This window comes from Pseudoalteromonas sp. QJM3NY_22 (assembly GCF_056173065.1).
The window spans coordinates 2,809,800-2,823,799 of record NZ_CM149655.1; the positions used below are offsets into that span (position 1 = coordinate 2,809,800).

At 38.4% G+C, this 14,000-nt stretch carries 12 protein-coding genes; 2 read left to right on the plus strand and 10 right to left on the minus strand.

From position 1 onward, the window contains the following. Positions 1 to 44: 44 nt before the first annotated feature. The 7 genes from AC0VZ4_RS12680 to AC0VZ4_RS12710 form a co-directional block, all read right to left on the minus strand. The gene (locus AC0VZ4_RS12680; protein ID WP_475439846.1) at positions 45 to 1,304 is read right to left on the minus strand and encodes a tetratricopeptide repeat protein; all 1,260 of its coding nucleotides are present in this window, start codon (positions 1,302 to 1,304) and stop codon (positions 45 to 47) included. A gap of 11 nt (positions 1,305 to 1,315) precedes the next feature. Then, positions 1,316 to 1,933: an energy transducer TonB gene (locus AC0VZ4_RS12685; protein WP_033016273.1), complete on the minus strand. Its 618-nt coding sequence runs from the start codon at positions 1,931 to 1,933 to the stop codon at positions 1,316 to 1,318. Next, positions 1,933 to 2,337: an ExbD/TolR family protein gene (locus AC0VZ4_RS12690; protein ID WP_475439847.1), complete on the minus strand. Its 405-nt coding sequence runs from the start codon at positions 2,335 to 2,337 to the stop codon at positions 1,933 to 1,935. The genes AC0VZ4_RS12685 and AC0VZ4_RS12690 overlap by 1 nt, the downstream gene beginning before the upstream one ends. Positions 2,338 to 2,351: 14 nt before the next feature. Continuing rightward, positions 2,352 to 2,876, minus strand: a complete 525-nt coding sequence (locus AC0VZ4_RS12695) for a MotA/TolQ/ExbB proton channel family protein (RefSeq protein ID WP_002961709.1) — start codon at positions 2,874 to 2,876, stop codon at positions 2,352 to 2,354. Next, on the minus strand, positions 2,876 to 4,264 hold the full coding sequence (locus AC0VZ4_RS12700; RefSeq protein ID WP_475439848.1) for a MotA/TolQ/ExbB proton channel family protein: 1,389 nt from the start codon (positions 4,262 to 4,264) through the stop codon (positions 2,876 to 2,878). Before AC0VZ4_RS12700 ends, AC0VZ4_RS12695 begins: the two co-directional genes overlap by 1 nt. Next, positions 4,254 to 5,471 (minus strand): IS4 family transposase, encoded by a 1,218-nt coding sequence (locus AC0VZ4_RS12705; protein WP_475439682.1) that lies wholly within the window; start codon positions 5,469 to 5,471, stop codon positions 4,254 to 4,256. Before AC0VZ4_RS12705 ends, AC0VZ4_RS12700 begins: the two co-directional genes overlap by 11 nt. Positions 5,472 to 5,593: 122 nt before the next feature. Then, complete coding sequence (locus AC0VZ4_RS12710) at positions 5,594 to 6,364, minus strand: DUF3450 domain-containing protein (protein ID WP_475439849.1); 771 nt, start codon at positions 6,362 to 6,364, stop codon at positions 5,594 to 5,596. Positions 6,365 to 7,540: 1,176 nt separating this feature from the next. On the opposite strand from AC0VZ4_RS12710, the gene AC0VZ4_RS12715 reads away from it, so the two are divergent. Together AC0VZ4_RS12715 and AC0VZ4_RS12720 are read left to right on the plus strand one after the other, a co-directional pair. Then, entirely contained in the window at positions 7,541 to 8,800 is a 1,260-nt protein-coding gene (locus AC0VZ4_RS12715) for an IS4 family transposase (protein WP_475439645.1), read from the plus strand. A gap of 184 nt (positions 8,801 to 8,984) precedes the next feature. Further along, positions 8,985 to 9,953 carry an IS30 family transposase gene (locus AC0VZ4_RS12720; RefSeq protein ID WP_475441656.1) on the plus strand — a complete coding sequence of 323 codons (969 nt, stop codon included), beginning with the start codon at positions 8,985 to 8,987 and terminating at the stop codon, positions 9,951 to 9,953. Between the two features lie 502 nt (positions 9,954 to 10,455). Here the strand turns inward: AC0VZ4_RS12720 and AC0VZ4_RS12725 are convergent. From AC0VZ4_RS12725 to AC0VZ4_RS12735, 3 genes are all read right to left on the minus strand, one after another. Then, positions 10,456 to 10,659 (minus strand): cold-shock protein, encoded by a 204-nt coding sequence (locus tag AC0VZ4_RS12725; RefSeq protein WP_002961702.1) that lies wholly within the window; start codon positions 10,657 to 10,659, stop codon positions 10,456 to 10,458. 423 nt (positions 10,660 to 11,082) lie between these two features. Then, entirely contained in the window at positions 11,083 to 12,135 is a 1,053-nt protein-coding gene (gene pyrC, locus AC0VZ4_RS12730; protein WP_007375875.1) for a dihydroorotase, read from the minus strand. A gap of 200 nt (positions 12,136 to 12,335) precedes the next feature. Then, positions 12,336 to 13,955 carry an IS1634 family transposase gene (locus AC0VZ4_RS12735; RefSeq protein ID WP_475439728.1) on the minus strand — a complete coding sequence of 540 codons (1,620 nt, stop codon included), beginning with the start codon at positions 13,953 to 13,955 and terminating at the stop codon, positions 12,336 to 12,338. Positions 13,956 to 14,000: the final 45 nt, after the last annotated feature.

Consider the following 14,000-nt stretch of genomic DNA (forward strand, 5'->3'; position numbering starts at 1 on the left):
AAGCCCCAAAGGGGCTTTTTATAGATTACTAAAATAAATTAAAGTTAAATTTTAACACCGTTGCGAGCGGCTTTATCTTTAATGTATGTAGCCCAACCCTTTGCAAACTTGCGAGTGCGTGGGTCATCCATGGCTTTAGTAATAGCAGCATGAGCTTGCTTGTACTTGCCTTGGTAATAATATGCTTCAGCTAAATCTGAGTAAATAGTGCCCTTTTTATCAGAGCCTAGCTCTAATGCTTTGTTCAAACGAACAACAGCAGCACTAAATTTTTCAGACTGTAAAAGTAATGAACCTGCTTTGCGGTAAAGCTCAGCGTCTTCATCAAATTTAGCAGCTTCTTCATAATACTTAGCAGCTTTAACGAGATCTTTAGAACGATGGTAATTACTAGCAATCGCGCTAACGTTTTGCTTAGTACGTTTAACATTCTTTTCTTTAATAGCCTTCTCAAGCGTAACAGCCGCTTTAAAAGGAATTTCATTTAAAGAATAGAAGTTAGACAATACTTTGTAATCAACTTCAGCTTCAAAAAACCCTTGGTTAAATGCTACTTCCATGGTCGAAAGACCTTTTTTGTAGTTTTCAGTTTGTAGGTAATATTTACCTAAACTAACCCAAGCTTTTTTATCATCAGGCCAAACACGAACAATTTCTTCACCAACTTTGACCATATTACTATAGTCTTTAAGCTCGAAATAAGAGCCTAACTTTAATTGGTAAGGAGCTTTGTTCGGCTCCTTTTGAAGCGAAATTGCTTTGTCTGCTGGACCGAAAACATCACGAAATTGTTTCAACTCGTAGTTAGCTTGCGCAATACGTGTGTAAACTTTCGGATCTTCATCGCCCGTAAAATCAATCCATGCTAAATATGCTTTTTTAGCTTCTTGATACTTTTGAGTACCAATAAGTAAATCGCCTAATAACTTAAGGGATTGTTCCTGATCAGCAAAGTTTAAAACATCTGGCGCAACCGCCTGCTTAGTATATTTAATCGCTTCATCATACTTTTCTACCTGCGCGTACATGCTACCTAAGTAACGATTTACAGTCGCCTTATCAAAGTCATTAGATGGATCAATATCTTTAAGCAGAACAATTGCTTCTTCAACTTTTTCTTCACCGTACAAATCAAACGCTTTAATTACCTTTTTACCAGTACGCTCGCCCATGATTTTAGTTTTTGCTTTCTTACGCTCTTCAATCTTTGCGTAGTCTGGCGCCGCTAAAACAGATGCTGTTAATGTAGCACCCGACACAGACATAAGAATCGCAAGAGCAGTTACTTTAGAAAAATTTCTCATTACTCGCCTCCTTAATTGCCTTGGTTAAGTTTAAAGTCTAATTGAACTTGTAAACCCGGTTGTATTTGAGGTTTTCCGTCAATGATCTTAGGACGGTACTTCCACTTACGCAATGCACGCTTAGCTTCACGGTCAAAGATACGTTTTGGATCGGCGTCAATTACTTCAACGTCAGTCACTCCACCTAACTCATCAATTGTGAACGAAAGTTGAACCCAACCTTCTTTACCATCACGTGCTGCTTGCGTTGGATATTTTGGTTCTATACGAACGATAGGTGTCGCATCACCATCACGTCCAAATGCACCAGGACCACTTAGTCCACCTGCCGAACTACCAACATCAATGCTTCCCATATTAAATGACATAGCACCAGGTGTTGGACTGTTATTTTCCGGCTGCGGCGGCTGCGGTTTAGGCGGCTGCTTTGGTGGCGGAGGAGGCGGAGGCGGTACACGCTTCCTCTCCTGCACCTTAGATTCAGGCGGATTCGTCATTATTTCGACTATGATCTGCTCTTTTTGTTCCGTATTACGGTCAGCCCCACCAGAGATGAGGAATGCCATGAAGTAGAACAAGCCGAAAGTAACTGCCCCACCTGCAATCAGTGAAAACAGAAAACGAATCATTACTGATCTCCAGCTATTGAAATTCTCAGGTTATCACCCGTCGCTTTAATCTGGTCCATAACTTTAACCACTACGCCATGTTTTGCTTCTTTATCAGCTTGCAAAATTACAACTTCAGTAGGTTGTTCTGCTAATAAACTTTCGATTTTTGCTGAAATACGTTCAACATCAACCTGCTGTTTATCAATCCAGATTTCGCCGTTACTACGGATAGCAATAAAAATGTTAGCATTTTTTTGATTAGTAGCTTGGGCCGCTTTAGGTTTATTGACCTCGATACCAGCCTCTTTAACGAACGATGTAGTTACGATAAAGAAAATAAGCATGATAAATACGATGTCAAGCATTGGCGTCATATCAACCGCTGCTTCTTCTTCTTCACGAAAACGTTGTTTACGTGCCATATTTAATTCTCTCTCTAGTGATGAGGCATACTATCAATAAGTTTGGCTTTCACCATTTTAGCTTTTGTCTCAAGACGTGAGCTAAAAAATACTCCAGATAGTGCCGCAACCATTCCAGCCATTGTCGGGATTGTTGCCATTGAAATACCTGATGCCATTAATCGTGCGTTACCTGTACCCTGGTTGGCCATGGTTTCGAAAACCGAGATCATACCAGTAACAGTACCAAGTAAGCCTATTAAAGGACAAACAGCTACTAATGTCTTAATCAACAACATACGCTGATCTAATTTTTCAGACGCTTCAGAAATCCATGCTTCACGGATTCTGTGTGCGTACCAAGACGTAGTGTCTTGGCGGGCATCCCACTTTGCTACAATTTCTTTCGCTGTGCGAGGAAACTCTGCAAGTAAGAACCAATAGCGCTCAATCATTAAAACCCACATCAGAAAGAGTGCTATCGCGACCACGTATAAAACCTGGCCGCCTGTGCCAACAAAATCCCTGATAGATTCCCATATCTCCATCAGGACTAGCATTAGGCTTTCTCCTTCTCCGCGTGAGTAGCAACGATACCCGCGCTTTGCTCATCAAGGATGTGTAATACCGACTTACTACGACCAGCTACTAGAGCATGAAGTAGAATTAGTGGTAATGCAGCAATTAGACCTAGCGCTGTAGTTACAAGTGCTAGAGAGATGTTACCTGCCATGATCTTCGGATCACCCGTACCGAACAATGTGATTGTTTGGAACGTTAAGATCATACCGATTACAGTACCTAGTAGACCTAGTAATGGTGCGATTGCAGCAAGAATCTTGATTATATTGATACCAGCTTCGATGCGTGGCGTTTCACGTAGAATCGCTTCATCAAGTTTAAGCTCAAGGTTTTCAACATCTTGGTTCTTGTTGTCATGGTACACTTTAAGAATACGACCCAGTGGGTTATTTGTATTCGGTGTAGCAACATTTTTAAGTTGGCTCTTAATCTTACTAGTAGTAAGTGTAAGGTCAACAAAGCGAATTAGAGTAATTAGCATACCTAGGCCTAGTAAGGCTGTGATGATATAACCAACTACGCCACCTTGATGGAAGTATTCCATAAGGGTCGCTTTTTGAGTATTGATACGTAAGATAGCACCACGAGTCGGGTCAATATAAACACCAGCGTAGTTATCTGGAGATGTATTTTCAAGCGCTGTGATACCGTCTAAAATGTAACCATCTGGTTGCTTACCTAGAGGCTGGATAGACTTAGTCTCTGGTGAATAAATTAAGTAACCATCGTCTGTAACTAAGTTAAAGTTACCGATACGCGTTACTTTCTTCATTGACGGGTTACCATCAAGGCCAGCAACTTCAGTTTCGAATGTTGAAACTTTAGCTGATTCAGTCATTTCTGTTTGTAGTGAAATCCAAAGTTCTTCTAGTTCGCGAACAGTTGGAAGTTCTTTAGCAGCAGCTAATGAACGTAATATTTCAGCACGACCTGGCTTTTCAGCACTAACAAGTGATGCTTCGATCGAACCGATAGCGTCTTGAGCTGCACGACGTACAACACCAAACATTTCACCTAAAGTACCTTGTGCGCTTTGAAGAGCTTGCTCTTTCTCTGCTAAAGTATTTTCATTTTGTGCATATTGCTTAGCTAAACTAACGCCACGTGCTTTTTCAGAAGCAAGTTGGCTTTTAGCTTTGTTAAGTAATGATTGCTTGTCAGCACGTTCAGATAAGAACTCTTGCTCACGTTGCTTATTAATTTTACCTTCAGAGATACGCTCTTGCTTTACTTGCTCAAGGATTTTATCTAGAGCTCCAGTATTTGCATGTGCATTAAGCGCGGTACCTGCAGAAACAGTTAGTACTGCTGCAACAGCAAAACCTTTAAATCTAAGGGATCCCCAAAAATAATCATTAAGTTTCAATTACATCACTCACATCCATATTTTTCCAATTGAGTTGCACTACCACTTGTGCGAAATAGGCGAGCCCTTCTAAATAATCTCGCCGTCGCAGTTTAATGGACTGTTTTTTGAAGTATCGCAACCCAACAAATGCCCATGACACTACTCGCCTGCTTTTGGTTGAGTTAGCTTGAAAAGATCCTGTCTTTCCTGCTTTGTCTATCACTGCACCCAGCATCATTGAGAACCAATGCGCCAGTGTTGCGAGCAGTAAAAGTATGTCTAATCGGTAGAGTTTGTTCGTTCTGTGTAGATCTGAGCCTAAGCCGAACCTAACACTTTTTTGATCTCGAAATCCGGCTTCTATTTGCATTCTCATACCATATAATTTGAGCACTTTTTCGAGAAAGTGGTGCCTTTTTGGAAGTGAAGAAACGAGTAGCCAAGGCTCCTTATAACCACGTTTTTTATCTCTTTTTAATAACTTATGCCCCTTGCCAACCAGCACTGCATGCGTTTGATATTTTGCACTTTTGGTCAACTCGGTCGCGCCAAGATACTGGCTCTTACGTTGATTGCTCTTGAATAGTGACTGGCATGGAACAAACTCATCGCTGCCCTGCGTTTTCAAGTGTGCCGTACCTCGAACTCGGCTAATATAATGCCAGCCATTGTTTCGCACGGCTTTGAGCCAAGGAACTTTAAAGCCCGCATCCGTCACAATGACGGGCCGGCAATCACTCGGCAAGATCAGTTTGAGCATCTTCAAGAACCGTTTTTGTACTTTTGGGCAATGATATTGAAAGCTGAGTGCACTTTCCTGATACAGGGTTAAAGAGCGACCTTCACTGACAATGCTGGCACGCAGAATACAATATTTGGTTTGTGTATCGGCATGACTCCAATCAACCAAAATGACGGGATGCTTTTCAGTGACCACAAAACGGCTTAAGTGAACATAAACCGTTGTTGATTCACGTAAAAGCTCGTGGTTACTGAGCAGTCGATCAATACGTTTAATATCATGTTTTTCAGTGGTTTTTGAATTCAAATTGCGACCGATAGACGTCAAGGTGCATTGCTGACAGTGCAAAAGAGATTTAACGGCAGCGACTAGAGTATTAAATCTGGCTTTATGAATTGATTTAGGGGTGACAGCGCGGAGCATATTGTGCAAAATAGTAAAAGCATTCATGGTGTTTAGCTCTGTTGTTTGTAAGTGATTCATAAGATCACAAAACACCATGAATGTTCCCTCGCTTCCCACATTTTTTAATACTGTTAGTTTATTGATATATAAAGGCTAATTCTGGGGATACTTTAGCCTTTAAATAGTTTCTTCATTATTGATTACTCCGCGCCAAAGATAGGTAGTTTAACAAGTTCTAATGTCGCTTGCTTACGCGCCATACGAATAACTTCTTTAACAGGCTTTAGGTATTCTTCACCTAATTCTTTCCACTGTTTAGTGTTGTTATCCCACACCCAAGCATGTTTCAAGTCAAAAGATTGAGCAACGTACGTGATACGACCTAATTGACCGATATCAACGTTAATGCTCTTACCATCAACTTCTAATGTACCTTGTGAAGCAGATACAAGTGAACTGTATGCTGTTTCAATAGTGTAAGCTTCAAGTACTTGACGGAATTTTTCAGACGTCGTTACAGACGCAGAAATCATGATTTCACGTAGTCTTTCAACACGTCCTAAACGCGTTTCAAGATTAAATGGAACGTCCGCTTTGATGAATTGCTCAAGCGTATCGATCATGCGATACATCAAAGGCACAACGTTTTGTTTAGTGTTATCAATAGTAGCGATTTGACGATCAAACGATTCAATAGACGCATTTTGGCTATCAACCAAGCGTGATACATGATCGTTATACACTTTCATAAGTTCAGTCTCATCAACGATGCTACGGTACTCAGCGATTAGCTCTTGAGTTTGACCATATACATTGTCAATTTTAGTTTGAGACTTAACAGCAGCCTTTTGAATTTGTTGACCTGCTTTTTGCACGTCATTCAAAGGATCTGCAATCACATTGCTGCTTGCAAATGCAAATGCGCCAACCAACGCAGTTGCTACAAGACTCTTTCTGATTTTAACAGACATAGTTCCCAACCAATTAAGTAATGTTACTTTTATAATTTAATTATCAACCCATAAGGAAGACAACCCTGATATCTTTTAATAGATATCAACCTTCCAATAATGCTAAATGCAATAAGCGCTGTCAACTTGATGTTTGCTTATCTCAGTAAATAAATAGCCAGTTCAAAGCTTACACTAAAGGACTGCATACCAAATGTTAACAATATTGTAACCAGTCTTATTCTTAATATTTCTATCAAAGCCTTTTAAGGGGTATGTTTATTGGGTGTCGCCCTTATAAAAAAAACAAAAATGCAACATTCAATTGAAAATGAATTCGCCCTGAAAAAAAACAAAAAAAAATATACTTATTTCTCATATAAGTTTTTTTTTGGCCAACTTCATGCCTTTTTAACTGGTTTTAAACGCTTCATCTGAAAAAACAAACCGTTTATCGCACAAGAAAACATCACAAAATACCTTTATATTGAATTAATATTCACTTCGAATATCGCATATTAATATTTCCATTACCCAATATTAATGGAGAGTAAAGTGGTTGGTTACAAATCAAATGATGCACAGTGTACAATTAGTTATTAATTTATTACTCTCAGAAGTTGTCCAAATATTTGAATTTATCTTTTGCTGGGCATGTATTAGGGATGGCTAATTTTAGGAACAAGCTTTCAATGAAATACCATACTCCAATCTGAGCAGCTTGAAGTTGTTACTACAATCAACTTTAGTCACCTATCTTGAATATGATCTATTTAATTCAATTACAATTTTTATGGTAGGCTCTCTGTGAAATTATATCATTTCACCTCGTTACATAGCTCGCTACTATGCTTTAAAGGTAGTCTTATAATAACTAAAAGCAGTTGAAGTTTAGTTTTTTAATTTTAATACCGTAGCTCAATCACACACAGCAATGCTTACTGAAGTGCCGTTATGCTCATAAAGGAGATAACAATGCATAAATGCCAAATACATTTTATTAAAGGGTCTTGCTAGAGGTAATTGACTCTTTGTTGTATGCATAAATAAGGGCTGAAAGTAGGACATGAAGCTTTACTTGTTCGATTTATGATTAAAGTCTGCTTCATAGGTTGGATCTTAAGAAAGCTTGAAGTTGAACTCTGTTAATGATCAAATAGTTACGCCAATAAAAACATGACTAAAAACAGAGTTCACATGCAGATTAACCAAGTTTCAAACCAATTAAAAGCCCTTATCTCAGAAAAACACCTCATTGAGCTTGCAAAAACCTCTGGATTTCAAGTTCGACACCGTTGCCTGTCGATCGTTTCTCTGCTCAAAGCCGTATTTAAAAGCTTATCTTGCCTGCAAGACGCTAACTTGTCAGATATCCATCAAAACTTGCGAACGCAGGCTGATTGCACGATAAGTTATAAACCCTTTCATAATCAAATTCGAAAACCAGCCTTGACTGAGCTTGTCCGTGAGCTCGTTATTCAAGCGATGTCTAAATTGACTGTAAACACGCTGGATAAAACCTTTTTTACCCAGCGAGGAATACAGCGAGTGTTATTGCAAGATGGTTCTTCATTTGCTCTACATGATGAATTAGCGCAGGTTTTTGCTGGTCGTTTTACTGCTGTAAGTCCTGCCGCAATTGAGTTGCACGTTACCTATGACCTATTTAATGAACAACCCTGCGAAATAGATATTCGTCCTGATGTTGAAACTGAGCGCGCCTTTTTACCAGGTAGCCACACACTTGAAGATACGTTATTACTTGCTGATGCTGGGTATTTTGACTTAGATTACTTTGAGCAAGTAGCTCAAGATGGCGGATATTTTTTGATCAGAGCAAATAAAAACATTAACCCAATCGTTACATCAGCCTATTGCGCGGGTATAGAACTTAAAGAAAAGAACATTAAACTCAAAACGTTACTCGATAAATTCGCAAGCCAACCACTTGAATTAACAGTACGTTGGAAGAAAAATGGGCCCGAGTACAGGCTTATCTATTTACCGAATGAAAAGCGCCCCGTTTTCCTTGTTACTAATTTAAAAGAGGCACAGTTTAGCTTTGACGAGCTACTCGATATATATGCAACTCGTTGGCAAATTGAGTTGTTTTTCAAAGAACTAAAGTCATGGAATAACCTTAAAGGGTTCATCACACGAGATCCTCATATTGCCGAATCATTGGTTTGGCTGAGTATACTGCAAACACTTATCAAGCGTTTTATCTGCCATAGTGCAGCGGGTATGTTTAAGTGTGCGATCTCGACATTTAGAGCGAGTAAGTGCAGTTATCTTTGGTTGGATGATATTCTGGATTGCATAGAACAAACACGGTGCAGCCATAAGATACATCGTGTATTTGAGCTACTAGCGGTAAATTGTAAGCGGCAAAGCATTGAGAAAAACAATGATATTTGCCGTTTTAAGATAGGAAGTCACACGGTCTGTGTTCCTTAAGAACTAAGCTATGAAGTCTGCTTAGAAATGGGGTCAATTTAACGCCAAGAAAATTGCATAATAGCAATTCGCTTAATTAAGTGTTCTATTTTGATACCTAAATTCGGATAATAAGTGCAATTTCTCAGATTAGATGGCCAGCTGTTATAATTCGGCCATTCTCTCGCCAAAGGAAATTGCTTTAATGAAATATAAACAGCTGACACAAGCAGAAAGATACCAGATTTACGCGTTAATAAAAGCAGGAAATAACCAAAAACAGATAGCTGATGAACTCACTCGTTCACCGTCATCTATCTCTAGAGAGTTAAAACGCAATAAAGGGCTTAAAGGCTATCGACCTAACCAAGCCAATAATTTTGCAGAGCAAAGACGCAAGTCATCTTTCAAAGCAAGTAAGTTAACAGATGATGTTACTGACTGGATTAATAAATTGTTGGTTGACGGACTTTCGCCAGAGCAGGTGGCAGGCCGCTTAGCTTTAGAGAAAAAGGTCGTTTTGCATCATGAAACGATTTATCAATATATTTACAGAGACAAGGCTCGTGGTGGTGAACTACATAAGACACTCACTCGTGCATGTAAAAAGTATAAAAAACGCTATGGAAGCTACGATAAACGTGGACAGATAGTTAATCGAGTCAGTATTGATGAACGCCCAAGTATTGTGGATTCAAAGTCTAGGATTGGTGATTGGGAGGGCGATACAGTGATAGGCAAAGGGCGTAAAAATGCCCTTGTTACAATGGTTGAACGTAAAACGTTATATACAGTCGTTCACAGAATTGAAAGCAAGCATGCGAAAATAACAGCCGATGCGCTGATCAAGTGTATGACACCCTATAAAGGTAAGGTTATTACCGTGACTTTAGATAATGGAAAAGAGTTTGCTCACCATGAGCATATTGCACAAAAATTAGAAGCGGATGTGTATTTCGCTCACACATATTCATCATGGGAGCGGGGCATAAATGAGAATACCAACGGCTTACTTAGACGCTTCTTCCCCAAGGGAACTGACTTTATGTCGCTAAGTGAAGCAGAAATACAGGCGGCAGTTGATAAGCTCAACCATCGGCCAAGAAAAACAAGAGGGTATAAAACCCCTCATGAGTTATTTACGGGGCAATCAGAAGTTCTGGTGGCTGCATAATGATTGCACTTAATACTTGAATTCAAGATATAAGAAAATCGTGTCGACAAAAAGAATAAACTTCAAATAGGTTAAATGGTTATTTTATTCGTTGAATTGATAAAGTGCTTATGTAGATCGATATGACTATAAGGAATGTAAGGCTTTAGCCGCTAACGAGAGCACTAGATAAAAAATCGTGTCGCAAAAAAAATCTCTAAAAATAAAATTTAACTCAGAAAAATAATAAACTTTAATAGCAAAAAGATAATCCTGTCATTTAATACACGTGGTATTTCGCTTGACGACTTGATCAACCAAATGCTCAAAGAATATTGCTACTTGAACAATAAAGATGCATTTAACAAATATCAGCGCTTTAAAATTAATTAATTTAAGTATGCAGTGTAATAATTGATAGCTTTATAGGAGATAATGAGGAAGATTTAATAGTATTAACAAAGGAATTATGGTGAAACAGATAGACTGTTTCACCACGTTGAACGAAGGTTCACATAATAAATTATGCTGCTTCTACGTTCTCAGCTTCAGGGCCTTTTTGACCTTGCTTGATGCTGAATGTCACTGCTTGACCTTCGCTAAGAGTGCGAAAACCAGAACCAGTGATTGCGCTGAAATGTACAAACACGTCAGGACCATTTTCTTGTTCAATGAAACCAAAGCCTTTAGCTTCGTTGAAAAACTTTACTTTACCAGTAACCGACATACTAAATTTTCCTGTAAGTCAATAATTAAAATTCAGCCATATTATTATGGCAATATCCTCCCCGAGTCAATGCCCACAAAATGGAGGTATAGTACAGGAAGAAGTAATAACCTAACCGGTAACCTTAAACGCAGCACAATATCCGTAAATTCAATACGCAAAAACTCAAAGCAAGTTAAGATTAACACATTATTTTTTATTTCGCTCTATTAATTAGACATTATTTATTAAAAATATATTTTTTTATTAAATAATGTCTAAACGGCTAATTTTAATACAAAAAAATACTATTCGGTTACTCTTTTTAAAATCAGTCGCGTATTTTAAATGCGAAATATTTGATCAAAACAAAAATTGTACAATGATCAGCGCAAGTAAAAATCACATAATAATTTATAAAGTTTAAGCTGATTTACTGAATGATTAACTCACTTCCCATTCAATCATGTCTTCGGCTTTAATGGGAACAACATGCGAATCACCTAGCGAGTAGCTAGCGGGAACTCTCCAAGGATTTCTTTGTAGTGTTATTGTATCTTGATTACGCATAACACCATAAAAATCAGGGCCAAAGTGGCTAGCAAAACCTTCTAATTTATCCAGTGCACCAGCTTCTTCAAATGCCTCGGCGTATAATTCAATCGCAGCGTGAGCAGTGTATGCCCCAGCACAACCGCAAGCAGCTTCTTTTTTGTCTTTATAATGCGGAGCCGAATCAGTTCCTAAAAAGAATTTTTTATTGCCACTTATTGCTGCAGCCATTAATGCTTGTTGGTGTGTATTACGTTTTAATATTGGTAAACAGTAATAATGGGGACGTATCCCCCCTGCTAACATATGATTACGATTATAAAGTAAATGATGAGCTGTAATAGTAGCCGCTACATTATCCGGTGCATTTACTACGAACTCTACTGCATCTTTCGTCGTAATATGCTCTAGTACAATTTTAAGTTCAGGGAAATCGCTAACAACATCACCTAAAATTGTATCTAAAAATACCTTTTCTCGATCAAAAATATCTATCGACGAATCAGTAACTTCACCGTGAACCAATAAAAGCATCCCCACTTCTTGCATTGCTTTTAGTACTGAGTAAATATTTTTAACGGAAGTCACACCGGAGTCAGAATTTGTTGTAGCGCCTGCCGGGTAAAGTTTAGCCGCAACTATTTTACCTGTTTCTTTAGCTTTTTTAATTTCTTCAGGTGTTGTTTTATCAGTAAGATACAAAACCATTAATGGCTCAAAATCACCTTGAGGACCTGCCGCCATAATACGTGCACGGTATTCAAGTGCTGTATCAGTACATGTTGCCGGAGGAACCAAGTTAGGCATAATAATCGCACGACCCATATAACGACTAATATCGCGAACGGTATCTTTTAGCTGATCGCCATCACGTAAGTGTACATGCCAGTCATCTGGTCGAGTTATAGTGAGTGTTGTGATTGCATCTTTAGTTTTACTAATCATTTTTTTATTCCACGGCTGAATTTATCCGATCATAGGCATAGGAGGTTTTCGAGTAAAGACCTTATTAAAAATAATGGACTCAGCTCCACTATTAAATAAAACTTTACAGCTCATAAAAAGCATTCATCGTTTTATTTTGTAGAAAGATAAAATTTACGTTAACTTAGTCGCTGTGTTTATAACAGGCATTGATCAGACCCCTAGGCAACTTTTTGGATTTTATATAAATGCAACGCATGTCCACCAATGAGCCTTATTATCTTTTCCCTGAACTCATCAAAACCATCCAAGCTGATTTTGTCGCCTTGCTGGAGTAGATTAATTCCCTCAAAACACTGAAAGACCCAACGTAATGTTGGGTTAGATATTTCTTTATTGATTTGATTCGCTATCGTGGCTTTTTCTTTTTTCATATTCGCTCTCATTCGTCTTTGCGCGATTGAATAAACTAACAATGAAAGTGTCATCACCATCAACAGAGCATCTATTCTACTTGGCTTTTTGATAAATAATGATGAAACAAAAAACAAGGGGTCTTTTAAAAACCTAAACCCTTTTTCTACTTCAGATTGTGCTTTGTAATGCTTAAGTAAACCTACTGGTGAAAGGGCTTCTTTATCAATATTCGTTGCTAATACGAAGCATGACTTTTGTTCTACAATCTGTTTTATTGCGCTTTCGTTTTCTTCAATTTCTGCCGTGATTTGCCATTCAATATTTTTTACTGGCGCATCTTTTTTAGGTCGCCCTTTACCTTCATAGACTTTATGCTTAATAAATTGCTGAGTCGCTATTTGATGATGCTTCATCTTTTTCGCTAATTTATCTAATGCGCGTTGTGCGTCAGTTTGACAAGCGAAACGTTGAGCTTGTAAATGGAAGAGGTCTTTTTTGATGCCTGTGTGTGCTCGCTCAACTTGTCGAACAATGCTTTTTTGTGCTCGGCTATTAGCTGCTTTTGAATAAATAATCATCCATCTTTGCTTTATCCCCATATGCTCAATCTCTTCAACAACATATTGATAGTTATCATCAATATTAACCCATTGGTTGGCTGCTATGGCTGTACTTATAGAGGATTTTTCAAGAGAAATTGTTGAAGGTACTAGCGTGAGAAATTGAATTTTGGTTAAAAACTCAGCATTACTTTTATGATAAAGTTTACAGTCTGCCACAAGGTATTTAGGAGCTTGGCTTTTTTTGAACTCGTCAACAAGCGCCTTACTTCGCGCTTTAAAAATAGCGGTGTCTGCGCTGTTACCATCCCAGTTTTTACATGCAAGCGGGATCCCACCATCTTGGCTAACAATGATTTCTTGTACGACTTGTTTTAAATCAGGACGGTGAGCCTTGCTATAGCCATGAGTAATTTTAATGACGTTTTCATCACTATCTCCATCATCAAAAGCATATTCACCTGTCAGTGAGTGACTCGTTGTATCAAGTGATTCAAAGGTTTTATCAACTTGTTCTATTTCACATGCTTGTCCGGAGACTAATGAAAATAAGCTTTCACAGCCAAACTCGAAGCATTGATCGAGAGTTCTACCAAGTTTGTGACGATTAAAATGTGATGCTTGAACCCCTTCACGAAATAAATGTTCAAGAGGCAAGTTAGTAAAAAATTGAGGGCTGAGTGATAAAGGTCGATTGGCAAAACCGAGTCCATTCATGATCATGCCTTTTACAGCTTCACCGGGGGTGATTTCTTGTTTATCGTCTTGAGGTAAGTATTGATCTAAAAGGCTGACAATTTTTAAGTCTTCTATAACACCTGAAACAATACCGTGATGGTCTAACCGTTTGATTTTTAGATTCATATACACCTCAAAGTTGAGATGTTATTTTATCAAATTAAAGAGAAT